Consider the following 23,645-nt stretch of genomic DNA (forward strand, 5'->3'; position numbering starts at 1 on the left):
GCCGTCAGGGAGGGTACTGGGGTGGCTCAGGCCGCGCGTTTCATCGCGGCGGCCTCGATCGAGGCTTCGAGAATATCGAGCGCCTCTTGCAATTGCGGCATGGGAATGGTCAGCGGTGGCAGCAGCCGGATCACGTTATAGCGCGTGCCGCAAGACAGCAGGATCAGCCCGCGCGCCTCGGCCTCGGCCACGATGGCGGCGGTCAGCGCGGCGTCCGGGGCGTTGGTGGCGCGGTCCGTCACCAGTTCCAGCGCGTTCATCGCGCCGAGGCCCCGCACGGCGCCAATACATTCCATGCCCTGCCGGTCGGCGATCTGGGTCAGGCGGGCGCGGATCACCTCGCCGATCTCGCTGGCGCGGGCGCACAGGTCTTCATCGGCGATCACGTCCAGCACCGCATGGGCGGCGGCGACGGCCAGCGGGTTGCCGGCATAGGTGCCGCCAATGCCGCCGGGACCGGGGGCATCGACGATCTCGGCCCGGCCCGTCACGGCCGAAAGCGGAAAGCCCCCCGCCAGCCCCTTGGCCATGGTCACCAGATCCGGCGCGACGCCGGAATGATCAAAGCCGAAGATGCGCCCGGTGCGCGCCATGCCGGCCTGCACCTCATCCGCGATCAAAACGATGCCGTGGCGGTCACAGATTTCACGCAGTGCGCGCAGGAAACTGAACGGCGCGATGTTGAAGCCGCCTTCGCCCTGCACGGGTTCGATGATGATGGCGGCCACGCGCTCCGGGTCCACCGACGAGGCGAGCAGGCGCTCCAGATGGGCAATAGCATCTGCCTCGGTCACGCCGTGAAATTCGTTCGGAAAGGGGGCATGCACGATCTCGGGCGGCATGGCGCCAAAGCCCTTCTTGTAGGGCGCGACCTTGCCGGTCAGCGCCATGCCCAGCAGAGTGCGGCCATGAAAGGCGCCGGAAAAGGCGATGACGCCCGACCGGCCGGTATGGGCGCGGGCCATTTTCACCGCATTCTCCACCGCCTCGGCGCCCGTGGTTACAAGCATGGTTTTCTTGGGAAAATCGCCGGGCGTCGCTGCGTTCAGCCGCTCGGCCAGCGCGATATAGCCCTCATAGGGGGCGACGTGGAAACAGGTATGGGTAAAGGCCTGCGCCTGGGTCGCCACGGCGGCCATGACGCGGGGGTGGCGATGGCCGGTATTGTTCACCGCGATCCCGGCGGCGAAGTCGAGAAAGCGGCGCCCTTCGGCATCCCACAGTTCGGCATTCTCGGCGCGGGTGGCATAGATGCCGCGGGTGGCGACGCCGCGGGCGACGGCATCGGATTTGCGGGAGGCGAGCTGGGCGGTCTGGGTCATGGCGCTCTCATATGGTTTGGTTTGCGCAGAATATGACGCTCAAATAATTGAGCAAGATGATTCGTGAAAGATGCGCGATTTGGCAACAGATTGTGCGCTCTGCCCTGGCCCGATATGCTGGGGTAAAGGGCGGGCAGCCAGGGGAAAGCGATGCAGGATTTCGATGTGGGCCAACGTCTGCGCCAGTTGCGGCAGGCTGCGGGGCAATCGCAGCGGCAATTGGCAGAGGCTTCGGGCGTGCCGCATGGCCAGATCTCCATGATCGAGACCAACCGCTCCAGCCCCTCGGTCGCCTCGCTGCGCAAGATTCTGGGCGGGCTGAACATCACGATGTCGGAATTCTTTGAACCCGACATGCCGGCGAGCCAGGCGGTGTTCTTCAAGCCGCAAGAGATGCGCGACCTGACCACGCGGCTTTATTCGACGCTGGATGCCGCGCAGGGCAAGATGACGCTGGCGCAGGTGGGCGATGCCCGGGCGCATAACCTGCAAATCCTGCATGAACGCTATGAGCCGGGCGCCGATACCGGGGCGCAGATGCTGGAACATGCGTCGCATGAGGGCGGCGTGGTCATCGCGGGCGAGATCGAGGTGACGGTGGGTGAGGAATGCGCGGTGCTGAAGGCGGGGGACAGCTATCTGTTCGATTCCACCCGCCCGCACCGCTTTCGCAATATCGGCGATCGTGAGGCGGTCGTCGTTTCCGCCTGCACGCCGCCTTATCTGTAAGCCGCGCGCCCGGGGACGCGCGGCCGGGGGTCATTGCCCCATGAGCACCGCCATCGGCACCGGGCTGGAGATGCGCCATTCATCCACCCGGGCGGGCTTGCCATCGGTGATTTCGATGATCTGCATCAGGGCGGCATCCTGATGATGCAGCGCGGCGGTGAAGCTGCGCGGACCAAAGGCGGTCGGTTCATCCGTCATCTTTTCCAGTTCCGCCGTGACGGCGGCGCCCTCGACGCTGCCCGCACGCTCTACCGCCTTGGCCCAGAGGTCGATCAGCACATAGCCCGGATAGGCGTATTGGCTGGACGGGCGCGCGCCGGTCTTGGCGGCATAGGCGGTGTTGAACGCCTCCACCTCCGCGCGCGGATCGTCGCCATAGATCGAGCCCTGAACCGGCACGACAAAGCCCGACAGATCCGGCACCGCATCCAGCCAGTAGGAGCCATCGACCGCAGAACCGTTCAGGATCAGCGCATTGATCCCGGCCGCGCGCAACTGCCGCACGGCCGCCGCCGCGCCGGGCATGACCGAACATAGCATGATGACATCGGGCGGGGTCGGCAGGGCCTTGATCCGGGTGATCTGGCTGGCGATGGAGGCATCGTCGTTCTTGAACGTGTCGCGCCCGAGGATCTGCGCGCCCTCCAGCTGCGGGAACATCCAGTCAAAGCCTTTGCAGATGCCCTTGTTATATTCGATGAACGTATCCTCCAGCACCCAGGCGGTGCGGGCGCCGCGCTTCGCATGGCTCCATTCCGCCATGGTCGCGCCCTGCACCGGCGCCAGGACCGAGGAGGAAAAGCTGTTGGGGCCGACGCCCTGAATGCCGGCCTTCACATCCTCGGCACAGAGGAAAAAGCTGTTCATCCCCTCGTTTTCCGCCATCAGTGCGGCGGGCGAGCCAAAGTCGTAATCGCAGGATACGACCATCATCTGCGCACCCTGATCCAGCACGTCGAGCCCGGCCTTGGCGGCCTCGGCCCGGTCGGTGCGGGTATCGGCCTCCACCACCTTGATCTGTTCGCCCAACAGCCCGCCGGCGGCGTTGATTTCGTCGATGCGGATTTTGGCGGCGGTGGCGGCGGGGGTGTCATAGGCCTCCATCCAGCCGGATTTCGCGATGGCGAAACCGACCGTGATCTCGGCCAGCGCGGCCTGGGGGATGGCCAGCGCGCAAAGCGCCAGCAGGGCGGGGGTTCTCATGTCTCTCTCCTGTCGGTAGCGGGTCCGTTATGGGTTGTGCCGCGTCCGGTGACCCAGCGGGCGGGCAAGGTGATCTCGCGCCCGGCCAGCAGCCCGGCGGGGCGAAAGATCAGAACAAGAATCATCGCGGCGGCGATGATGATTTCCTGGCTGCCGGCAGGCAGGGCAAAGGTGGTGGCGCCGAGGGTCACGCCCTTTTCCATGCGCACCAGCCCCTCTACCGCCAAGGACAGTGCCAGCACGCCGGCGACCGCGCCCGAAAGCGACCCGATCCCGCCCACGACCAGCATGGCCAGCATCAGGAAGGTCAGGTTCAGGTAATAGGCATCGGGGTTGATGACGCCGATGAAATGCCCCATCAGCGCGCCGCCCACGCCGCAGAAAAAGGCCGACAGCACATAGGCGAGCAGGCGATGGCGGTAACGGTCGATGCCCGAGGCGCTGGCCGCCACCTCATCCTCGCGGGTGGCACGCAGCGCGAGGCCCGAGGCCGAAAGCCCGTAAAGGCTGGCGGCGATCAGCGCGGCCACGGCCCAGCCAAGCGCGACCCAGGGGGTGACATAGCGATCCAGCCCGACGACCGAGGAGGTGCCGCCGGTGACCGGCGTCCAGTTCGCCCAGATCGTGTTGACCATCGCCAGAAAGGCAAAGGTCGCGATGGAGGCCGCGATCCCCGACAGCCGCAGGATCGCCGCGCCCGAGACCAGCGCCAGCAGCGCGGCCAGCGCGCCCCCCGTCAGCACTGCGGGCAGGGCGGGCCAGTCGGCGGCGGCGATCAGATCGGGCAGGCCGGGCAGCAGGGTGCCCTTCATCGCCGGTTTCAGCGTCAGCCAGGCCGAGACATAGGCGCCCACACAGGCAAAGGCTGCGTGGCCAAAGCTGACCACGCCGGAATTGCCGACAAAGATCCAGAACCCCGCGACCAGTGTCACGCGGATCAGTGTCTCGGTCGCCATGCGGGCGGTGGCCCGGTCGCCCATCGTGGTGGCGAGCAGCACGAAGGCCAGCAGGCCAAGCGCCAGCACAAGCGGGGTGCTGGCCGCCATGCGGCGGCGGATGGTGTGTTGCGACAGCATGGGTCAGACCCTCGGTTTGGCGCCGGCGGGCGCGAAAAGGCCCTGCGGGCGGAACAGCAGGACCAGGATCACCAGCCCGTAGAGAAAGGCGTCGCGGAAGGGCCGCGCCTCTGCCGGCAGGGCCATCTGCAATAGGGCCGAGGCCGCACCGATGGCAAAGCCGGCGGCGACGGCGCCCGCCAGGCTGCCCATGCCGCCCAGCACCGTGGCGATGAAGGCAATCAGCATGATCTGCCCGCCCATCCGCACATCGGCGACCCCGGTCTGCGCGACCATGACCAGCGCCACCACCGCCGCCAGCGCCCCCGACAGCGCAAAGGCGCCGGAAATCACCCGGTTAGCCCGCACGCCCAGCAGGCGCGCCATGCCGAAATCTTGCGCGGCGGCCCGCATCTCCAGCCCGATGCGCGAATGTTTGAGCATCAGCGCCAGCCCCGCCAGGATCAGCGCGACCGCGCCGATGACCAGCAATTGCAGCAGCGGCACCTGCGCCCCGCCGATCTGCACCGGATGGCCCAGCCCGGCCCAGAGGCTCACGGCCTTGGGGCGGCTGCCATAGATGACCAGCAGCAGGTTTTGCAGCGCCACGCCAAGCGCGAAGCTCGCCACCATCAGCGCGACCGGCGCGGCGTTGCGCAGCGGGCGGAACACCGCCGCCTCGGCCAGCAGCGCGAGCGCCGCGCCAAAGCCCAGGATCACCGGGATCAGCAGCGGTGTCGGCAGGCGACCCAGACCCAGTTCGGCCACCGCCTGCGACGAGGGCAGGATCAGCGCAAAGACCGCACAGGCGATGAACTGGCCATGTGCAAAATTCACCAGCTGCATCACGCCAAAGATCAGCGCGATGCCAAGCGCCGCGATGGCGTAGATGCCGCCCAGCGACAGCGCGTCGAACAGAAGTTGCAGGCTCATGCGGCGTCTCCGAAATAGGCTTCTGACATGAGGTCGGTCGCGGCAAAGGTCGCGGCATCGCCATCGGCGACGATGCGCCCGCCGCGCATCAGGATCATCCGCCCGCCCACCCGCGCGGCGCGGGTCGAGGATTGCTCCACGATCACCAAGGTCAGCCCGCGCAGGGCTTGCAGCGCGCAAAGCCGGTCATAGACCTCGTCCACGATGCGCGGCGCAAGGCCGAGCGAGGGTTCATCGACCAGCATGACCTTGGGGTTGGTCATCAGCGCGCGGGCGATGGCCAGCATCTGCTGCTGGCCGCCCGACAGCGCGCCCGCCGGCGCATTGGCCCGGTCGCGCAGGATGGGAAAGGCGGTGAAGGCGGTTTCCAGATCGTCGGCGATGGCGGCGCGGTCGCGGCGCATGCCAGTGCCGACCAGCAGGTTTTCCCGCACGCTCAGCGCGCCAAAGATGCGCCGGCCTTCGGGCACCATCGACAACCCGCGCCGGGCGATGCGTTCGGGGCCAAGGCCGGTCAGGATATCGCCGTCCATCTCGATCCGGCCATGGTCGGCGCGCACCGCGCCCGAGATCGCCCCGAGCAGCGAGGATTTTCCGGCGCCGTTCGGGCCTGATATGAACAATCGTTCGCCTTCGGCCACAGTAAAGGAAAGATCGGCGATGGCGGTCAGTTTGCCGTAGCGCACGGCAAGGTCGTGGATGCCCAGTTTCGCCATCATGCGGCCTCCGCCTGGTCGGCGCCGAAATAGGCCTCGCGCACGGGGCGGGAGGCCAGGATGGCGGCGCGGTCGCCGGTTTCGATCACCCGCCCGCCATCCAGCACCACCACCTGCGCGCAGACCGAAAGCACCAGACCGACATTGTGTTCGATCAGCAGACAGCCGATGCCCCTTTCCCCCGCAATGCGGCGGATCAGGGCGGCCAGATCGGCAGCCTCATGTTCCGACATGCCGGCGGCGGGTTCATCCAGCAGCAGAAAACGCGGCGCGCCCATCAGCGCGCGGGCAATCGCCACCCGGCGTTCATCGGTATAGGGCAGGCCGGCGGCGGGTCGGCTGGCAAGGGCGGCAATCCCCATCCAGTCCAGCAGATCCTGCGCGGCATGTTCGGCCTCGGCCCGGCGCTGGCCAAGGCCGACGCCGGTGCAGGCGAGGTTGTCCAGCACATCAAGGCCACCGAACAGCCGCCCGGCCTGAAAGGTGCGCGCGATGCCGGCGCGGCGCATCCGGTGGGCGGGCAGGGCCGAGATATCGGCCCCGTCCAGCAGCACGCGCCCGCTGCCGGGCCGTTGAAAGCCCGAGAGCGTGTTGACGCAGGTCGTCTTGCCGGCGCCGTTCGGTCCGATCAGCCCGGTGACCTGCCCGGGCGGGATGGCAAGGCTGACCTCGGTCAGCGCCCGGAAGCCGCCAAAGGCGACCCCAACCTGTTCCAGCGCCAGCACCATCTCAGGCGACCTCGGTCGCGCGCTGCGGCTGCGTGGCGGCGGTCTCGGTGCCCAGCGTCAGGACATAGACGCCCGAGGCGTCCAGTTCCGCCAGCCAGCCCGGTTCGATCACGATGGTCGTCGTGACCTCCTGAATGACCGCCGGGCCGGTGATACGGTCGCCCGCGCCAAGCGCCGCGCCCTCATAGACCGGCGTGTCCTGCGCGATGCCATTGGCCGCAAAGATCATCTCGCGCGTGCCTTTCAGCGCCGAATGCGCGCCCTTGCCGGGGTCAATGGTCATGCGGCCGGGCTTGTCCACCGCGCCGGTGATCGCGCTTTCGACATTCACCACCTCGACCGCGCTGTTCGGCTCGGCATAGGTGTAAAGCTCCTCATGCCGGGCGTGGAAGGCGGCCTTCAGACGCTCCAGCGCGGCTTCGGTCACCTCGAAAGGGTCCACGTCCACGGTGCATTCATGCACCTGCCCGACATAGCGCATGTCGAGACTGCGGCGGATGCTGATCGTGTCATCGGTGAAGCCATCGGCCATCAGATCGGCACGGCCGCGTGCCTCCAGCCCGTTGAACAGGCCGTTCAGCTTTGCGGCGGATTCGGCGCCTTCCAGACGGGCGGCGGCGGGGGCCATGAAGTTGTATTTCACGTCCGAGATGATCTGGCCAAAGGCGCAAAGCCCCGAGGCCAGCTTGGAGATCAGCACCTTGCGGGTGCCCATCTCGCGCGCCAGCGCCGTGATATGGGCCGCCGTCGCGCCGCCCGCGCAGTTCAGCACGAAATCGCGCGGGTCATAGCCGCGTTCGACCGAGACGCGGCGGATGGCGTTCACCATGTTGTTGTTGACGATGGTGAACATGCCATAGGCGGCCTTTTCCACGCTGATGCCCAGCGGGTCGGCCAGATGGGTCTTGATCGCGGCGCGGGCCTTTTCGACGTTCAGCGGCAGGCGGCCGCCCACCAGACCATCGGGGTTCAGATAGCCCAGCACCAGATTGGCGTCGGTGGTGGTCGGCTTCTCGCCGCCCTGATCGTAACAGGCCGGGCCGGGTTCGGACCCCGCCGATTGCGGCCCCATCTGCATGAGGCCCATGCTGTCGATCCAGCCGATCGAGCCGCCACCGGCGCCCAGCGTTTCGACCTGGATCATCGGAATGCCGATGCGATAGCGCAGGAAATCGACGTTCTTCGACACATTGGCCCGACCGTCGCGGGTCAGCGTGATGTCGAAAGAGGTGCCGCCCATATCGACGGTGATGATGTCCTTCATATCCCAAGGCTGGCCCAGCCAGAGCGCGGCCTGCGGCGCCGAGGCGGGACCGGAATTGATGGCGTAGACCGATTGGTCGGAGACCACGCGGCCAAGCGCCAGCCCGCCGTTCGACTGGAAGTAGCGCACCGGGTGACGGGCGCCGAGGCTGCGGAAATAGGCGTCCACCGCCTCGACATAGCGTTGCAGGATCGGGGCGAGATAGGCGTTCACGATGGCGGTGGAGGTGCGGGTATATTCGCGCACCTGCGGGTAAAGTTGGCTGCCCACGGTCAGCCGGACATCCGGCATCATCTCGCGCACGATTTCGGCGGCGCGGTTTTCATGTTCGGGGTGCAGCACCGACCAGACAAAGCTGATGGCGACGGATTCGACGCCTTCGCGGATGAAATGCCGGCAGGCCTCGCGCACGTCGTATTCGTTCAGGGGGGTGTGGACCTGACCGTTGGACAGCACCCGTTCCGCGACGCCCCGGCGCAGATAGCGCGGCACCAGCATGGTGGCGGGCGGATAGTCGGGGTCGTAGCGATAGCCGTCTTCCTTGTGGCCAAGGCGGATCTCGATGCTGTCCTCGTGGCCGCGGGTGGCGATCAGGCCGGTCTTGGCGCCGTTATGGGTGATCAGCGCGTTCAGCCCGACCGTGGTGCCGTTGATGCAGAGATCGGCGTTGGAGACGATAGTTTCGGGGGAAAGCCCGGTTTCCTCCTGGATCAGGGCGAGGCCGTTGCGGATGGCGGCGGTCGGGTCGTTGGGGGTGGAGAGCGCCTTGAAGATGCGCACGCCGCCCTTGCGATCGGCCAGGATGAAATCGGTGAAGGTGCCGCCGGCGTCGATGCCGAGACGATACTGGTTCTGCATGGGATGCGTCCTTTCGGGGTGTCCGAGGTCGCACGGGGGGGCTGCCTGCCCCCCCGGACCCCCCCGGGGATATTTTCGAACAGATGAAGGGATCAGGCGGCGCGGAGTTTTGCCGTGGCGGCGTGATCGACGCTGAGGCTGTCGCGGTCGGTGATGACGACGCCATAGTCGAGGCGGGCGCCCTCAAGGCTGACAAGGCCGTTGCGCACGTCTTCGACGACCTTCTGGATGTCGCGTTCGAACGGGTTGCCGTAACCGCCGCCGCCGGGGTTCTTGTTGGCGGCGCGTTCGCCGGGCTGGATCGTCTCGATCACGTTTTCGGTGATGATCCGGGTCTGGCCGTTGCGGGTCACCTCAAGCCGGCCGACCTTGGGCTGGATCAGCGCCGATTTCGCGCCGGCGGCACCCATGGCGGGGATGCGGCGGCCTTCGCCGAAGGTGACGAGGGTCATGGGCGCGTCCATCGGCTCCACCTCCCAGCAGGTGCCGGAGCCGCCGCGATTCTTGCCGGCGCCGCCCGAATCTTCCATCAGCCCGTAGCGGTGGATGATGATCGGGTAGCTGTGTTCCAGCATCTCGATATCGCCCGAGGTCAGCGCGCCGAAGCAGCATTCCGGGCCGCAGGCATGCCAGCCATCCTGGGCCGCCGTGGCGCCGGCGCCCGAGATGATGGAGGCCAGCACCATGGTCACATATTCCTCGTCGTGCCGCTTGTCCCAGCCGGCGATGTTGCAGCCATTGGCATGGCCCCAAGAGGCCGAGACCTTGGCGGGGGCGGCCTGTTCAAAGGCCAGCCGCACGGCATCGGTCAGGGTTTCCATCGGCGTGGTGGTGCAGTTCATGTGTGGGGCGGGGGATTTCGCGTTGCACAGCGTGCCCTTCGGCCCCATGTCGGTGGTGACGCAGCGATAGAGCCCCTCGTTATAGGGCGGCGGCAGTTGCGCGAACATCATCAGCCCGAGATAGACGCCGGAATGGCTGTTCCCCTCGTAGCTGTTGATGAAATAGGGCACCTGCGGCGGCGAGGCGATCTCGATATGGCAGGCATCGCCCTTGATGGTGACGGTGGCGGTGATGTCGAAATCGCCGAAGCCGTGGCCGGCATCCTCAAGGATCGCGGTGCCGGTATAGGTGCCGTCGGGCACGCCCGCGATCAGCTTGCGCATATGCGCCTCGGCCATGTCGAGCAGTTCGGCGATGCAGTCCTGCACCACGTATTTTCCGTATTTCTTCATCAGGTTGATGAGGTTGCGCGCCCCCACCTGACAGGCGCCGATCAGCGCGTTGAAGTCGCCCTCCTGGTCGCGGCGGGCGCGCATGTTTGTGAGCAGCAGGTTCATCACGTCATGGCGCGGCTTGCCCTTGTCCCACAGTTTCACCGGCGGGATGCGCAGGCCCTCGGCGAAGATCTCGGTCGCATGGGGGTTGTAGCCCGCCGGCACCGGGCCGCCGATATCGGTCAGGTGACCCTTGCAGACGGTCCAGAACACCAGTTCGCCTTCGTAGAAGACCGGGTAATACATGCAGGTGTCGATGATATGCGAACCGCCATAGGCCGGGTCGTTGTGCAGGATCAGGTCGCCCTCGTGGATCTCGCCCTGAAAGAACTTCGCCACCGATTTCATCGCGGGGATCAGCGATCCGAGGTGGATCGGGATGTCCTGGCCTTGCAGGATCATCTCGGGCGTGTGGTTGAACAGCGCCGTCGAATAATCATGCGCGAGGTTGAAGACCGAACTGCGCGCCGTCTGTTCCAGCGTCAGTGTCATTTCGCGCTGCGTGGTTTCCAGCACGCCGCGCACCACGGAAAGCGTGATCGGGTCAATCTTGCGTCTTGTCATCCCTGTCGGTCCCTTGTTCTGCGAACGGATACCGGAGGACGGCCGCCCGGAACGGGGCGGGGGATTGGTGTCGGTTCCCTGTCGTCATCCGGGCTGTTTCGCGCCTCTTGATGGGAAAAGACTGACGGAATCGGCGCGCGCGATCTTGCAGCCGGGTGCCCGATCCCTTGCATTTCCGTGCAGGGCGGTGCGGGGATTTGTCGATCCGCGCACAAGGATTTGTCGCAGGGCGCGGCGCGGGCGGGCTGTCATGGAAATTTCTTGATCGGATGACGGGCCGGGGCTACCGATTCTGAATTCCCTGACGGAGAGCAGGATGGAGGTCACGGCGCATAGCACGGCCCAGACGGCCCCGGCGCAGCGGGCGGCGCATTGGGGCCGTGTGATCGCCGACACCTATTTTCCGCTGCATCTGACCTTCCGCGATGCCGGGAGCTTTTCCGGCATGCTGGAGCGGCGGATGATGGGGCCGGTGTCGCTGTCGCGGCTGGAGACCGAGCCGATGCAGTTCGAGCGGCGCCCTGACCATATCAGCCACACGCGCGAGGAAGAATATCTGATCACCGTGCCACGCCGCAGCCCGGTGGAGTTTCGCCAGTTGGGCCGTGAGGTGCGTTGCGACCCCGGCGGTTTCATTCTGGAGCGTGGGGATGAACCCTATCGCTTTTCCTATGGCGCGGCCAATGCGCTGAGCGTGCTGAAAGTGTCCAAGAAGGCGCTGTCGGAAAAGCTGCGCGACCCGGATCGGTTCTGCGCCCGGATCGTCGATGCGGGCAGTGGTCTGCCGGCGCTGTTCACCGGGATGATGGCGCAGCTTCATGCCTTGCCGGCCTGCGAGGGGCAGGCGGCGGCGGTGCTGGGGCGGCAGATCGTGGAGGTGCTGGCACTGGCGCTGGATGAACGGCTGGATGCCGATGACGCGGCGCGCAGCGCGGTGCGGGCCGGCCATCTGCGGCGGGCCGAGCAGATGATCCGGCGCAATCTGGCCAGCCCTGCGCTGTCGCCCGAGGCGGTGGCCGAGGCTTGCGGGATATCGAAGCGCTATCTGCATGAATTGTTCAGCGACACCAACAAGACCGTGTCGCAATTCATCCGCGAAGAACGTCTGATCGCCGCGCGCGACATGATCGCGGGGGCGCGGGCGGCACCGCTGGCCGAGATCGCCTATCGCTTCGGCTTTTCCGATCAGGCGCAATTCTCGCGGCTTTTCAAGGCGATGTTCGGCATGACCCCCTCGGATTGGCGGCGCAATCCGCAGGGGCGCGGCTAGGCGGTCTTGCCAATCGGCGCGGGGCGGGGCAAGGCTCTGGCATGGGTGCGCGCAGCCGGATCATCTTTCTTGCCCTAGTCGGGGTGATTGCCCTTGCGCTGGCGGGGGCGGGGCTGGGCCATCGCGCGCCAGACGCGACCGAGGCCGCGCGCGACACCTATCTCTTGCTGGGCGGGGCCGAAGCGGCGCTTTGCGGGGGTGGGGCTGCGGCGGCACATGGCGATGGCTGTCCGCTCTGTCATCTGGCGGGGGCGGCGCTGGTGCCGTCGCGCAGTTTGGCGGCGGTGCCGCTCTCGGCCGGGCGGCCATCTGATCTGGCCGTGTCATCGCTGGTCTGGGTGCGGGCGCATCGCGGCCTGCCGCAGCAAAGCCGCGCGCCGCCCCGGGCCTGATCGCCCGCAATCCCCACCCATTGCCCCTGAACGGGGGCGCCGTTTCTGCCCGGCCCGATCCGCAAGACAGGCCGATGACAAGGATATCCGACATGAAATTTCTCATCCCGCTTCTGGGCGCTTTGCTGATCTCTGCCACCGGCGCGCTGGCGCATGGTGCCCGGGTCGGCACGCTGGAAATCATCCACCCCGCCATTCCGCAGCCGGCCGCCACCGCGAAAACGGCGGCGGGCTATGTTGCGATCACCAATGACGGCCCGCAGGCCGACCGGCTGATCGGGGTCGAAACCGCCGCCGCGCAAATGGCGATGCTGCATGTGACACAGGCTGGGGCGGATGGCGTCGCTACCATGACGCATCTGGAGGGGATCGAGCTGCCCCCCGGCGAAACCGTGGTGCTGGAACCCGGCGGCATGCATGTCATGCTGATGGGCCTGACCGGCAGCCTGACCGAAGGCCAGATGGTGCCCGCGACCCTGATCTTTGAACAGGCCGGGCGGGTCGAGGTGGAGTTCATGGTCGATCCGCCTGCCAGTGCCGGCAAGCCCGCGCCCGATCATTCGGCGCATGGCGGCAACTGACGCCTCAGGGATGCCGGCGGCGCACCGTTGCGGGGCGCCCCGGCAGACCCAGCCGCGCGTCATTGCGCGCCTGTTCCGACACGACCCTGCCCTTCGCGATCACGCAAAGCCGGTCTGGCCGTAGCCGCAGTGCCTCGGTCGGGGTGCCGGCATCCAGCACCACGAGCGAGGCCGTGGCGCCGGGGCGCAGCCCGTAACCCGCCAGCCCCATGATGGCGGCGTTATGTTCCGTGACCATGGTGAAGCAACGCGCCATTTCGGCCGGGTGGGTCATCTGCGCGACATGCAGTCCCATGAAGGCCACATCCAGCATGTCGGCGGTGCCGAGGCTATACCACGGGTCCAGCACGCAATCCTGCCCCCAGCCGATGGTGATGCCCATGGCCTGCATTTCCTTCACCCGCGTCAGCCCGCGCCGCTTGGGGAAGGTGTCGTGGCGGCCTTGCAAGGTGATGTTGATCAAGGGGTTGGGGATGGCCGTCATCCCGCTTTCCGCGATCAGTGGCAGCAGTTTCGAGACATAGTAATTGTCCATCGAATGCATCGAGGTCAGGTGACTGCCCGCCGCCCGCGCGCCCAGCCCGTGCCGGGTGACCTCGGCCGCCATGGTTTCCACATGGCGGGACATCGGATCGTCGGTCTCGTCGCAATGGATATCCAGCATCAGCCCGCGTTCGGCGGCGATGCGCGCCAGGTCACGCACGCTGTCGGCGCCTTCCTGCATCGTGCGTTCGAAATGCGGGATGCCGCCGACCACGTCGCAGCCCATGTCCAGCGCGCGGATCAGGTTTTCGCGCCCGTTCGGCGCGCGGTAAAGCCCATCCTGCGGAAAGGCCACCAGTTGCAGGTCCAGATAGGGGGCGACGCGGCGCTTGACCTCCAGCATGGCCTCCACCCCGCGCAGATGGTCGGGCGTGGTATCGACATGGGTGCGGATCGCCAGCAGGCCCCTGCTGACCGCCCAGTCGCAATAGCGCACGGCGCGGCCCACCATTTCCTCCACCGTCGCAATCTCGCGCAGTTCGCCCCAGAGGCTGATGCCTTCGAGCAGCGTGCCCGAGGCGTTCACCCGGGGCAGCCCATAGCTGAGCGTCGCATCCATGTGGAAATGTGGGTCCACGAAGGGCGGGCTGACCAGATCGCCGCTGGCGTCGATCACCCGGCCGGCCTCGGCCCCCAACCGGCCGACCGCAGCGATGCGATCGCCGGTGATGCCGATATCGGCCACCGTCCCGTCGGGCAGCGTGCCGCCCTTGACCAGAATGTCGAACATCAGCGTTCCCCTTTACGGTATGGCACCATCAGCGCGGCCGGGACCTCGGCCCGGCGCGACATCAGGATCAGCGCGAGGATGGACAAAAGGTAAGGCGCCATCAGGAAGACCTGATAGGGTAGATGTGCACCCAGGGGCGTCTGTTGCAGGCGGATTTGCAGCGCATCGAAGGCCGCGAACAACAGCGCCCCCAGCACCGCCTTGCCGGGCCTCCAGGCGCCGAACACCACCAGGGCGATGCAGATCCAGCCGCGCCCGTTGACCATTTCAAAGAAGAAGGAAGAAAAGGCCGACAGCGTCAGGAAACTGCCGCCCACGGCCATCAGGCCCGATCCCACGATCACCGCGCCCATGCGCAGCCCGGTGACGGAAAGCCCCTGCGCCTCTACCGCCGCGGGGTTTTCGCCCGCCGCGCGCACCGCAAGGCCCAGCGGCGTGCGGAACAGCACGAAGCCCACCAGCCCGGCGCAGATCAGCGCGGCCCAGGTCAGCGCGGTCTGCTGGAACAGCACCGGGCCAAGGAAGGGGATATCGGACAGGATCGGCAGGTCCATCGGCGCGAAGGGGGCGATCTTGGGCGGGCTGGTCACCTCGGGCAGCGCCAGCCGATAGGCGAAATAGCTGGTGGAGGTCGCCAGCATCGTGACCCCCAGCCCCACCACATGCTGCGACAGGCCGAAGGGCACGGTCAGCGTGGCGTGCAACAGGCCAAACAGCATCCCCGCCGCCATCGCCGCCGTGACGCCCAGCCACAGCGGCGCGCCCAGATAGACGGCCATCCAGCCCGCAAAGGCGCCGATCACCATGATCCCCTCGATCCCGAGGTTCAGGACGCCTGCGCGTTCGCATATCAGCTCTCCCATCGTGGCGAAGATGAGCGGCGAGGCGATGCGGATCGCGGCGGCCCAGAAGCTGACCGACAGCAGGATGTCGAAAAGATCGCTCATTTCCACACCACCCGATAACGTGTCAGCATCAGCGCCAGCACCATGAACAACAGCGCCGTCGCCAGAAGCATGTCGGCGATATAGGTGGGCACGCCTGCGGCGCGGCTCATGCTGTCAGACCCCACGAAGATTGCGGCGACGAACAGCGCGGTCGCCACCACGCCCAAAGGGTGCAAGAGCGCCAGCATGGCGACGATGATGCCGGTATAGCCAAAGCCGGGCGACAGGTCCGACGACAGGTGCCCCTTCAGCCCCGCCACCTCGGACCAGCCGGCCAGCGCGGCCAGCCCGCCCGACAGCAGCGCGGTCTTCACCAGCACGGCGTTCACCGGCATGCCGGCAAAGCGCGCGGCCTCGCGGTTCTGGCCGACGGCGCGCATCTCGAAGCCCAGGGTGGTGCGGGTCTGGATCACCCAGACCAGCAGCGCCGAGATCAGCGCCAGCGCGAAACCCCAATGCAGCCGCAGCCCCTCGACGATGCGGGGCAGCCGCGCCTCTTTGATCAGCGCGGCGGATTTGGGCCAGCCCATGCCGGCTGGGTCTTTCATCGGGCCTTCCAGCAGGTAGCTGACGAACAGCAGCATGACGAAATTCAACAGAAGCGTGGTCACCACCTCGTCCACGCCCAGCCGGGTTTTTAGCATGACGGGGCCCAGCAGCACCAGGGCGCCGGCCAGCATCGCGACCAGGGCCGAAACCGGCAGCACCATGGGCGCCGACAGCGCCCCGGTGCCCAGCAGCACGGCGACGATGGCGCCCGCGTAAAGCTGCGCCTCGGCGCCGATGTTCCACAGCTTTGCGCGAAAGGCGACGGCGACGGCAAGGCCGGTAAAGATCAGCGGTGTTGCGCGGTTCAGCGTCTCTAGGGCCGCGAATTTCGACCCGACCGCGCCCTTGGCGATCAGGCCCAGCGTCGCCAGCGGGTTGGCCCCCGCGATCAGTGCCAGCATCATGGCGACCGCGATGGTCGCCAGCAGCGCCAGCGCGGGCAGGCCGATCTGGCGCCGCAGCGAGGGGGCGGCGATGGGGTCAAGCCGCATGGTCGAACCCCTGACCGGCCATCCACAGCCCCAGTTCCGCCGCCGTCTTGCTTCCACGCGGGAAGCCGGGCGACAGCCGCCCTTCGGACATCACATGTATCACATCGGCCAGTCCCATGATCTCGTCCAGATCCTCGGAAATCAGCAGAACCGCCGCGCCGCCATCGCGCGCCGCGATCAGCCGCGATTGCACATAGGCGATGGCGCCGACATCAAGGCCGCGCACCGGCTGGTTCGCCAGAATGATCTTTGGCCCGGGTTCCAGCACGCGGCCCAGGATCAGCTTTTGCATGTTCCCGCCCGAGAGCAGCCGGATCCGCGCGCCCGGCCCGGGGCAGCGCACGTCATAGGCGGCGATGATGCCTTCGGCAAAACCCTCGGCCGCGCGCCAGTCCATCAGCCCGGCCTTGCTGAACCCGGGTTGCCAATACCCCTCCAGCACGGCGTTTTCGGTCAGCGTGAAATCGGCGATGGTGCCGGTCTTGTGGCGATCCTCGGGGATGCGGGCGATGCCCTGGCGGATCGCCTCGCGCGGGGACCAGCGGGCCGGCGGGGCGCCCAGCGTGATCTGGCCCGATGCCGGCACGATCAGCCCGGAAATCAGATCCGCCAGCGCCGCCTGCCCATTGCCCGAGACACCGGCCAGCCCGACGATCTCGCCCGCGCGCAGGTCGAGCGTGACCCGCTTCAACCCCGGCGCGGCGCCCTTGTCGGGCGTCGTCACCCCGTCCAGCCGCATCAACACCGCGCCGGCGGTGGCGGGGCGGGCCTCGGGCAGAGCGATCTCGCCGCCGACCATCATCGCGGCCAGTTCGGCGCCGCTGGTTTCGGCCGTCGCCACCTCGCCCACCACCTTGCCATGACGCAGGACGACGCAGCGGTCGGCAATGGCCATGACTTCGTGCAGCTTGTGACTGATGAACAGGATCGACAGACCCTGCGCGATGGCGCGGCGCAGCGTGGCAAACAGCGCCTCGGCCTCTTGCGGGGTCAGAACGGCGGTCGGTTCATCCAGGATCAGGATGCGGGCATCGCGATAGAGCGCCTTGAGGATCTCCACCCGCTGCCGTTCGCCGACCGTCAGGCTGCCGACCCGGGCGTCGGGATGCACGGCCAGCCCGAAATCGCGGCTGAGCCTTTCGACCCGCGCCCGCGCCGCCGCATGCGAGGTGCCGCGCGCGAACAGGCTTTCGGTGCCGAGGCGGATATTGTCCAGCACGGTCAGATTGTCGGCCAGCGTGAAATGCTGATGCACCATGCCGACGCCCGCCGCCAGTGCCGCACGCGGATTGCCGGGCGGGAGCGGCTGGCCGAACACCTCCACCCGCCCGTCATCGGCCACATAATGCCCGAACAGGATGTTCATCAGCGTGGTCTTGCCCGCGCCGTTTTCGCCCAGAAGCGCCACGACGTCGCCCCGCCGCAGCGTGAGGCTGATCGCATCAATCGCCGTCAACGCGCCAAAGCGCTTGGTGATGCGGTCCAGCCGCATCACCACGTCACGCGGATCGGTCACGACGATTTCGGCTCGTTGTCATCAATGGTGACGGTGAAGGAACCGTCCTTGATCGCGGCCTCCTTCTCGGCCACCAGCTTCACCGCCGCCTCGGGCACCTTGCCCTCGAATGTGCCCAGCGGCGCCAGCGAACAGCCACCCGCCTTCATGAAGCTGTAGACCCCGTAATTGTCGGCCTTGAAACTGCCGGCGCGGATCGCCTCCAGCGCGGCGTTCAGCGTGGGATCGAAATGCCACAGCGCAGAGGCGACGACGGTATCGGGATAATCGGCTTGCGTGTCGATCACGTTGCCGATGGCCAGCTTGCCCTTTTCCTTCGCCGCATCCGACACGCCGAAGCGTTCGGCGTAAAGCAGGTCGGCACCGCCGTCGATCATGGCAAAGGCGGTTTCCTTGGACTTGGGCGGATCGAACCAAGACCCGATGAAGCTGACCTGGAATTTCGCGTCCGGCCGGGTTTCGCGCACCCCCGCCATGAAGGCATTCATCAGGCGGTTCACCTCGGGGATCGGGAAACCGCCGACCATGCCGATGCTGCCCGATTGCGTCATCGCGCCGGCGATGATGCCCGACAGGTAGGAGGCATCCTGAATGTAGTTGTCAAAGACCGCGAGGTTCGGCACCGCCTCATCCGGCATCAGCGACGAGCCCATGAGGAATTTGACATCCGGGTATTCGGCGCAGACCTCGCGCGCCTCGGCCTCGGCGCCAAAGATCTCGCCCACGATCAGGGTCACGCCGCTTTCGCAATATTCGCGCATGACGCGCGGGTAATCGGTGTTGGCGACGTTTTCGGTATAGGTGTAATCCACCCCGCCCGCGGCCTTGGCCGCCTCGGCCGCGATATGGATGCGGCTGACCCATTGCTGTTCCACCGGCACGGTGTAGATGCCCGCGATCTTGATCGTGTCCTGCGCGAAGGCGTGGCGCGGCATGGCAAGGCCAAGCGCGGCCGCCCCGGCCCCCAGCATCAGGCCCCGGCGGGTCGGGGCGAGGTGAAATCCGGTCATGCGAAACTCCCTGACGGTTGGTATTATTTTGACCAAACGGTAAATCCTGCCGCTGATTCCCCCAAGCGCGGAAAGTGCCGCAGGGGAAAAGCCGCCCGAAAATGCGGGTCCGGCGCGCGAGCAGCGGGGGTATTGCCTAAAAAATGGGCAGAATATCAGCCCTTGGCACCCTGACCCCGGGCATAGACATCTTCGTAGCGCACGATGTCATCCTCACCCAGATAGGCGCCGGTCTGCACCTCGATCAGCACCATGGGCAATTGACCGGGGTTTTCCATGCGGTGTCTGGCCCCCAGCGGGATATAGACCGACTGGTTTTCGGTCACCAGTTGCACCGTATCGTCAATGGTCACCCGCGCGGTGCCGGACACCACGATCCAGTGTTCCGACCTGTGGAAATGGCTTTGCAGGCTGAGCGCCGCGCCCGGGTGGACATGGATACGCTTGACCTGAAAGCGGTCGGCCAGGGCCAGCGTCTCGAACCAGCCCCAGGGGCGGTGATCGCGGGGAAAGGTCTCGGCCTGGCGGGCACCCTTGGCCTTGAGCGCATCGACCGCCAGCTTCACATCCTGCGCGCGGTGGCGGTCGGCGACCAGAACCGCGTCATTCATCGCGATGGCGATGATGTCGCGCAGGCCGATGCCGACCAGCTCCACCCCTTCGGTCTCAGAGCGCAGCAGGCTGTCGGCGCAGTCGATCACCGTCACCTCGCCCGCAGCCGAGACACCCTGCGTATCGGCGCCCATTTCACGCGCCACCGCATCCCAGCCGCCCAGATCGTTCCAGCCCGCATCATAGGCCACGACCGACAGGTTCGGTGCGCGTTCCATCACCGCATAGTCGATGGAGATCGCCTCAGTGCCGCGCCAAGCCTCGGGGTCCAGCCGCAGAAAGCCCAGATCGGCACGGGCGCCCGCCACAGCCTTGCCGACCGAGGGCAAGAGACCGGGCGCATGGGCCTCGGCCGCCGCCAGCATGGTGCGGGCGCAGAACAGAAAGATGCCGGCATTCCACAGGAAGCTGCCGGCGGCCAGCATCGCCTCGGCCCGCGCGCGGTCGGGCTTTTCGACAAAGCGGGTCAGGGGCACCGGATCGACCCCGGCGGGGGCCGCAAGCTCCAGCCAGCCATAGCCGGTTTCGGCATGGGTCGGCGCAATGCCAAAGGTCACGATCCGCCCCTCGCGCGCCGCAGGCACCCCGCGCGCGACGGCGGCCCGGAACGCCGCCGCGTCGGTGATCGCATGATCCGAGGGTGCGATGAGGATCAGCGCGTCCGGGTCTTGTGCGGCGATGAACAGCGTGGCGGCCAGCACGGCGGGGGCGGTATTGCGCCCCTCGGGTTCGATCAGGATCGCGCCGGGGTCGATGCCGGCGGCCTGCAACTGTTCAGTGACGATAAAGCGGAAATCCGACCCGGTCACCACCACCGGGGGCGCGAAATCCGGGCCCGACAGCCGCTGGGCCGAGGCCGTGAACAGGCTGGTTTCGCCGGTCAGCGGCACGAATTGCTTGGGATAGCTCTTGCGCGACAACGGCCAGAGACGGGTGCCCGACCCGCCACAAAGAAGAACAGGTGTGATCATCGCGGATTCCCCCAAGGATTGCAGAGGCTTCGCCCCAGTCTAGCAACTGGTCCCCCCCGGGGCCAGCCCTTGTTGGCGGGGGTCAGCCGGCAGGGGCCAGACTGCGCACCACCCCCGCGATCCGCTGCATCTGCGGCGCCAGCGGGCTGGACCGGCGCCAGACCATGCCGATGGTGCGTTCGGGCTGCGGATCGGCAAAGCGTGCCACGCTGACGGCGGCGGCGGCGGTTTCGACCGGCACCGCCATTTCGGGGATCAGCGTCACGCCGATGCCCGCGCCCACCATCTGCACCAGCGTTGAAAGCGATGAACCGTCCAGCATCTCGCGCGGGCGGCCCGAGGGCATTTCGCAGAAGGACAGCGCCTGATCGCGAAAACAATGCCCCTCCTCCAGCAGCAAGAGCCGCATCTCGCGCAGGCGGTCGCGATTGGGCACCGGGCGGCCGGCATCGGCCTCTGGTCGCACCAGCACAAAGCTTTCGCGAAACAGCGGTTCTTCGGCCAGCGCGGGTTCGGAAACTGGCAGGGCGACGATGGCGCAATCCAGCCGGCCATCGAGCAATTCCTGCAACAGGCGCGGCGTCACGGTTTCACGCAGCGACAGGTCGATTCCGGGATGGGCCTGCGCCAGGCCCGCGATCAGGCGCGGCAGCAGATAAGGCGCGACGGTGGGAATCACCCCCAGCCGCAATCGTCCGGTCAATTCCGTCCGGGCCGCGCGGGCCAGATCGGCCAGTTCATCCACCCCGCGCAGGATATCCTGCGCCCGGGCCAGAAAGGCGGTGCCAAAGGCGGTCAGCCGCACCTGCCGCGCGCTGCGCTCGATCAGGGGGGCGCCCAGCACCTCCTCCAATTCCTTGATTTGCATGGACAGCGCCGGCTGCGTGATCGAACACAGATCGGCGGCCCGCCCGAAATGCCCCTGCCGGGCCAGCGCATCGAAATAGCGCAACTGTTTCAGCGTGATGTTTATCATAAGATCATCTTATCGGCATTATCAGGAGATACAAATTTATCTAATCGTTATGCTCTGATACTACAGTCGCGTCACGAGAATGGGCCTCAGCGCCCGCGCAGCCTATGGAGGATGAAGATGGACGGAAACGATCGGCCCGCTGGCCAATGCCCGGTTCTGCACGGCACCAACCCGAATGTGCGGATGAAGGCCCGGTCGAACCGCGACTGGTGGCCGAACCAGTTGAACCTGCGCATCCTGCACCAGAATGCGCCGGCCTCCAGCCCGCTGGGCGGCGGCTTTGATTATGCCGAGGCGTTCAAGGGCCTCGACCTGCCGGCAGTGAAGGCTGACCTGCACGCGCTGATGACCGACAGCCAGCCCTGGTGGCCGGCCGATTGGGGCCATTACGGGCCGCTGTTCATCCGCATGGCCTGGCATTCGGCTGGCACCTACCGCACCGCCGACGGGCGCGGCGGCGCGCGGTCGGGCACGCAGCGCTTTGCGCCGCTGAATTCCTGGCCCGATAACGTCAACCTCGACAAGGCGCGCCGGTTGCTCTGGCCGATCAAGCAGAAATACGGCAATGCGCTGTCCTGGGCGGATCTGATGATCCTGGCGGGCAATGTCGCGCTGGAATCCATGGGGTTCAAGACCTTCGGCTTTGGCGGCGGTCGCGCCGACGTGTTCGAGCCGGAGGAGGATATCTATTGGGGTGCCGAGGATAGCTGGCTGGGCGACAAGCGCTATTCCGGCGAGCGCGAGCTGGAAAACCCGCTGGCCGCCGTGCAGATGGGCCTGATCTATGTGAACCCCGAGGGGCCGAACGGCAATCCCGACCCCGTCGCCTCGGGCCGCGATATCCGCGATACCTTTGCCCGCATGGCGATGGATGACGAGGAAACCGTGGCGCTGACTGCCGGCGGCCATACCTTCGGCAAGGCCCATGGCGCGGGCGATGCCGGTCTGGTCGGGGCCGATCCCGAGGCCGCCGGGATCGCGATGCAGGGTCTGGGCTGGCAGAACGCGCTTGGCACCGGCATCGGCATTCACACCACCGGATCGGGCATCGAAGGGGCGTGGAAACCCAATCCGACGACCTGGGACAATGGCTATCTCAAGGTGCTGTTCAAATATGAATGGGAACTGGTGAAATCGCCGGCCGGCGCGCATCAGTGGCTGGCCATCAACCCCGACCCGGAAGACATGGTGGTGGATGCGCATGATCCGTCGCTGCGTCACCGCCCGATGATGACCACCGCCGATCTTGCCATGCGGTTCGACCCGATCTACGGGCCGATCGCGCGGCGCTTCCTCGACGATCACGCCGCCTTTGCCGACGCCTTTGCCCGCGCCTGGTTCAAGCTGACCCATCGCGACATGGGGCCGAAGGCGCTGTATCTCGGGCCGGACGTGCCGGCCGAAGACCTGATCTGGCAGGATCCGATCCCGACCTGCGACCATCCGGTGATCGACGCCGCCGATATCGCGGATCTGAAATCGCGCATCCTCGCCTCGGGGCTGAGCGGGGCGGAACTGGTGGCGACCGCCTGGGCCTCGGCCTCGACCTTCCGGGGCTCGGACCTGCGCGGGGGGGCCAATGGCGCCCGCATCCGCCTTGCACCGCAAAAGGACTGGGAGGCGAACCAGCCCGCGCAACTGGCCAGGGTGCTGGAAGTGCTGGAGGGGATTCAGGCCGCGTTCAACGCCGGGGCGACCGGCGGCAAGCGCGTGTCGCTGGCCGATCTGATCGTGCTGGGTGGCACGGCAGCGGTGGAGGCGGCGGCCAAGGCGGCCGGTCACGCGATTGCGGTGCCCTTCACCCCCGGCCGGATGGATGCCAGCCAGGAACAGACCGATGTCGAAAGCTTTGCGGTGATGGAGCCGCAGGCCGATGGCTTCCGCAACTACCAGCGCACGACCTTTACCGCCTCGGCCGAGGAACTGCTGGTCGATCGGGCGCAGCTTCTGGGCCTGTCGGCGCCGGAAATGGCCGTGCTGGTTGCCGGTCTGCGCGCGCTGAACGCCAATCATGGCGGCACGGCGCATGGCGTGTTGACCAGCCGCCCCGGCCAGTTGACGAATGATTTCTTTGTCAACCTGCTGGATATGGGCACGGTCTGGAAAGCCACGTCCGAGGCCGAAGACCTGTTCGAAGGCCATGACCGCGCGACCGGCGCCGCGAAATGGACGGCGACCCGCGTCGATCTGGTCTTCGGGTCGAACTCGCAGCTGCGCGCCATCGCCGAGGTCTATGCCCAGGCCGATGCCGGCGCGCGTTTCGCCGCCGATTTCGTCAAGGCCTGGACCAAGGTCATGAACGCCGACCGTTTCGATCTGGCGTGATCCTCTGGCCCGCCGCCGCATCCGTGGCGGCGGGCTTTTCCTTCGGCGCGGGCTGACCTAAGACTGATGCAGGTCACAGCCCC

Annotated in this window: 20 protein-coding genes; 5 read left to right on the forward strand and 15 right to left on the reverse strand. The window is 66.9% G+C overall.

Translation table 11 applies throughout. The features are described 5' to 3' along the window. Positions 1 to 26: 26 nt before the first annotated feature. On the reverse strand, positions 27 to 1,322 hold the full coding sequence (gene gabT, locus FOA17_RS12795) for a 4-aminobutyrate--2-oxoglutarate transaminase (RefSeq protein ID WP_149141879.1): 1,296 nt from the start codon (positions 1,320 to 1,322) through the stop codon (positions 27 to 29). Between the two features lie 150 nt (positions 1,323 to 1,472). Between gabT and FOA17_RS12800 the strand changes: the two genes are divergently transcribed. Continuing rightward, on the forward strand, positions 1,473 to 2,051 hold the full coding sequence (locus FOA17_RS12800) for a cupin domain-containing protein (RefSeq protein ID WP_149141880.1): 579 nt from the start codon (positions 1,473 to 1,475) through the stop codon (positions 2,049 to 2,051). A gap of 30 nt (positions 2,052 to 2,081) precedes the next feature. Here the strand turns inward: FOA17_RS12800 and FOA17_RS12805 are convergent, their stop codons facing one another. The 7 genes from FOA17_RS12805 to capB all read right to left on the reverse strand — a co-directional run bounded on the left by FOA17_RS12805 (position 2,082) and on the right by capB (position 10,649). Further along, positions 2,082 to 3,254, reverse strand: coding sequence for an ABC transporter substrate-binding protein (locus FOA17_RS12805; protein ID WP_149141881.1), 1,173 nt, complete (start codon positions 3,252 to 3,254; stop codon positions 2,082 to 2,084). Beyond that, positions 3,251 to 4,330, reverse strand: coding sequence for a branched-chain amino acid ABC transporter permease (locus tag FOA17_RS12810; protein ID WP_149141882.1), 1,080 nt, complete (start codon positions 4,328 to 4,330; stop codon positions 3,251 to 3,253). Before FOA17_RS12810 ends, FOA17_RS12805 begins: the two co-directional genes overlap by 4 nt. Positions 4,331 to 4,333: 3 nt before the next feature. Then, positions 4,334 to 5,242 (reverse strand): branched-chain amino acid ABC transporter permease, encoded by a 909-nt coding sequence (locus FOA17_RS12815; RefSeq protein ID WP_149141883.1) that lies wholly within the window; start codon positions 5,240 to 5,242, stop codon positions 4,334 to 4,336. Beyond that, complete coding sequence (locus FOA17_RS12820) at positions 5,239 to 5,961, reverse strand: ABC transporter ATP-binding protein (protein WP_238991809.1); 723 nt, start codon at positions 5,959 to 5,961, stop codon at positions 5,239 to 5,241. The genes FOA17_RS12815 and FOA17_RS12820 overlap by 4 nt, the downstream gene beginning before the upstream one ends. After that, positions 5,958 to 6,686 carry an ABC transporter ATP-binding protein gene (locus tag FOA17_RS12825; RefSeq protein WP_149141884.1) on the reverse strand — a complete coding sequence of 243 codons (729 nt, stop codon included), beginning with the start codon at positions 6,684 to 6,686 and terminating at the stop codon, positions 5,958 to 5,960. Before FOA17_RS12825 ends, FOA17_RS12820 begins: the two co-directional genes overlap by 4 nt. 1 nt (position 6,687) lies before the next feature. Further along, positions 6,688 to 8,808 (reverse strand): caprolactamase subunit alpha, encoded by a 2,121-nt coding sequence (gene capA / locus FOA17_RS12830; RefSeq protein ID WP_149141885.1) that lies wholly within the window; start codon positions 8,806 to 8,808, stop codon positions 6,688 to 6,690. Positions 8,809 to 8,900: 92 nt separating this feature from the next. Beyond that, positions 8,901 to 10,649: a caprolactamase subunit beta gene (capB, locus tag FOA17_RS12835; protein WP_149141886.1), complete on the reverse strand. Its 1,749-nt coding sequence runs from the start codon at positions 10,647 to 10,649 to the stop codon at positions 8,901 to 8,903. Positions 10,650 to 10,965: 316 nt separating this feature from the next. Between capB and FOA17_RS12840 the strand changes: the two genes are divergently transcribed. The 3 genes from FOA17_RS12840 (at position 10,966) to FOA17_RS12850 (ending at position 12,892) form a co-directional block, all read left to right on the forward strand. Then, positions 10,966 to 11,919, forward strand: coding sequence for an AraC-like ligand-binding domain-containing protein (locus FOA17_RS12840; RefSeq protein ID WP_149141887.1), 954 nt, complete (start codon positions 10,966 to 10,968; stop codon positions 11,917 to 11,919). Positions 11,920 to 11,960: 41 nt separating this feature from the next. Continuing rightward, positions 11,961 to 12,311: a hypothetical protein gene (locus FOA17_RS12845; protein WP_149141888.1), complete on the forward strand. Its 351-nt coding sequence runs from the start codon at positions 11,961 to 11,963 to the stop codon at positions 12,309 to 12,311. Between the two features lie 92 nt (positions 12,312 to 12,403). Continuing rightward, the gene (locus tag FOA17_RS12850) at positions 12,404 to 12,892 is read left to right on the forward strand and encodes a copper chaperone PCu(A)C (protein ID WP_149141889.1); all 489 of its coding nucleotides are present in this window, start codon (positions 12,404 to 12,406) and stop codon (positions 12,890 to 12,892) included. A 4-nt stretch (positions 12,893 to 12,896) separates the two neighbouring features. Here the strand turns inward: FOA17_RS12850 and FOA17_RS12855 are convergent, their stop codons facing one another. The 7 genes from FOA17_RS12855 to FOA17_RS12885 form a co-directional block, all read right to left on the reverse strand. Beyond that, positions 12,897 to 14,165 (reverse strand): amidohydrolase family protein, encoded by a 1,269-nt coding sequence (locus FOA17_RS12855; RefSeq protein WP_149141890.1) that lies wholly within the window; start codon positions 14,163 to 14,165, stop codon positions 12,897 to 12,899. Then, the gene (locus FOA17_RS12860) at positions 14,165 to 15,112 is read right to left on the reverse strand and encodes an ABC transporter permease (RefSeq protein WP_149141891.1); all 948 of its coding nucleotides are present in this window, start codon (positions 15,110 to 15,112) and stop codon (positions 14,165 to 14,167) included. The genes FOA17_RS12855 and FOA17_RS12860 overlap by 1 nt, the downstream gene beginning before the upstream one ends. Then, entirely contained in the window at positions 15,109 to 16,152 is a 1,044-nt protein-coding gene (locus tag FOA17_RS12865) for an ABC transporter permease (protein WP_149141892.1), read from the reverse strand. The genes FOA17_RS12860 and FOA17_RS12865 overlap by 4 nt, the downstream gene beginning before the upstream one ends. After that, positions 16,142 to 17,644: an ABC transporter ATP-binding protein gene (locus FOA17_RS12870; protein WP_162528260.1), complete on the reverse strand. Its 1,503-nt coding sequence runs from the start codon at positions 17,642 to 17,644 to the stop codon at positions 16,142 to 16,144. The genes FOA17_RS12865 and FOA17_RS12870 overlap by 11 nt, the downstream gene beginning before the upstream one ends. Before the next feature lie 20 nt (positions 17,645 to 17,664). Then, positions 17,665 to 18,678 (reverse strand): BMP family protein, encoded by a 1,014-nt coding sequence (locus FOA17_RS12875; protein ID WP_149141894.1) that lies wholly within the window; start codon positions 18,676 to 18,678, stop codon positions 17,665 to 17,667. 155 nt (positions 18,679 to 18,833) lie between these two features. Continuing rightward, the gene (locus FOA17_RS12880) at positions 18,834 to 20,261 is read right to left on the reverse strand and encodes a mannose-1-phosphate guanylyltransferase/mannose-6-phosphate isomerase (RefSeq protein ID WP_149141895.1); all 1,428 of its coding nucleotides are present in this window, start codon (positions 20,259 to 20,261) and stop codon (positions 18,834 to 18,836) included. An 82-nt stretch (positions 20,262 to 20,343) separates the two neighbouring features. Continuing rightward, entirely contained in the window at positions 20,344 to 21,237 is an 894-nt protein-coding gene (locus FOA17_RS12885; RefSeq protein WP_149141896.1) for a hydrogen peroxide-inducible genes activator, read from the reverse strand. A gap of 117 nt (positions 21,238 to 21,354) precedes the next feature. Between FOA17_RS12885 and katG the strand changes: the two genes are divergently transcribed. Next, on the forward strand, positions 21,355 to 23,562 hold the full coding sequence (gene katG / locus FOA17_RS12890) for a catalase/peroxidase HPI (protein WP_149141897.1): 2,208 nt from the start codon (positions 21,355 to 21,357) through the stop codon (positions 23,560 to 23,562). Positions 23,563 to 23,645: the final 83 nt, after the last annotated feature.

Origin of the sequence: Gemmobacter caeruleus, from assembly GCF_008271655.1 — a bacterium.
Classification (GTDB): domain Bacteria; phylum Pseudomonadota; class Alphaproteobacteria; order Rhodobacterales; family Rhodobacteraceae; genus Gemmobacter; species Gemmobacter caeruleus.

Bases quoted from the DNA above. Each gene is read 5' to 3' on its own strand.
- capA (WP_149141885.1), bottom strand. From the start codon at position 8,808: ATGCAGAACCAGTATCGTCTCGGCATCGACGCCGGCGGCACCTTCACC.
- FOA17_RS12825 (WP_149141884.1), bottom strand. From the start codon at position 6,686: ATGGTGCTGGCGCTGGAACAGGTTGGGGTCGCCTTTGGCGGCTTCCGG.
- FOA17_RS12860 (WP_149141891.1), bottom strand. From the start codon at position 15,112: ATGAGCGATCTTTTCGACATCCTGCTGTCGGTCAGCTTCTGGGCCGCC.
- FOA17_RS12865 (WP_149141892.1), bottom strand. From the start codon at position 16,152: ATGCGGCTTGACCCCATCGCCGCCCCCTCGCTGCGGCGCCAGATCGGC.
- FOA17_RS12805 (WP_149141881.1), bottom strand. From the start codon at position 3,254: ATGAGAACCCCCGCCCTGCTGGCGCTTTGCGCGCTGGCCATCCCCCAG.
- FOA17_RS12845 (WP_149141888.1), top strand. From the start codon at position 11,961: ATGGGTGCGCGCAGCCGGATCATCTTTCTTGCCCTAGTCGGGGTGATT.
- FOA17_RS12870 (WP_162528260.1), bottom strand. From the start codon at position 17,644: ATGCGGCTGGACCGCATCACCAAGCGCTTTGGCGCGTTGACGGCGATT.
- FOA17_RS12875 (WP_149141894.1), bottom strand. From the start codon at position 18,678: ATGACCGGATTTCACCTCGCCCCGACCCGCCGGGGCCTGATGCTGGGG.
- FOA17_RS12820 (WP_238991809.1), bottom strand. From the start codon at position 5,961: ATGATGGCGAAACTGGGCATCCACGACCTTGCCGTGCGCTACGGCAAA.
- FOA17_RS12810 (WP_149141882.1), bottom strand. From the start codon at position 4,330: ATGCTGTCGCAACACACCATCCGCCGCCGCATGGCGGCCAGCACCCCG.
- katG (WP_149141897.1), top strand. From the start codon at position 21,355: ATGGACGGAAACGATCGGCCCGCTGGCCAATGCCCGGTTCTGCACGGC.
- FOA17_RS12800 (WP_149141880.1), top strand. From the start codon at position 1,473: ATGCAGGATTTCGATGTGGGCCAACGTCTGCGCCAGTTGCGGCAGGCT.
- gabT (WP_149141879.1), bottom strand. From the start codon at position 1,322: ATGACCCAGACCGCCCAGCTCGCCTCCCGCAAATCCGATGCCGTCGCC.
- FOA17_RS12850 (WP_149141889.1), top strand. From the start codon at position 12,404: ATGAAATTTCTCATCCCGCTTCTGGGCGCTTTGCTGATCTCTGCCACC.
- FOA17_RS12880 (WP_149141895.1), bottom strand. From the start codon at position 20,261: ATGATCACACCTGTTCTTCTTTGTGGCGGGTCGGGCACCCGTCTCTGG.
- capB (WP_149141886.1), bottom strand. From the start codon at position 10,649: ATGACAAGACGCAAGATTGACCCGATCACGCTTTCCGTGGTGCGCGGC.
- FOA17_RS12840 (WP_149141887.1), top strand. From the start codon at position 10,966: ATGGAGGTCACGGCGCATAGCACGGCCCAGACGGCCCCGGCGCAGCGG.
- FOA17_RS12885 (WP_149141896.1), bottom strand. From the start codon at position 21,237: ATGATAAACATCACGCTGAAACAGTTGCGCTATTTCGATGCGCTGGCC.
- FOA17_RS12815 (WP_149141883.1), bottom strand. From the start codon at position 5,242: ATGAGCCTGCAACTTCTGTTCGACGCGCTGTCGCTGGGCGGCATCTAC.
- FOA17_RS12855 (WP_149141890.1), bottom strand. From the start codon at position 14,165: ATGTTCGACATTCTGGTCAAGGGCGGCACGCTGCCCGACGGGACGGTG.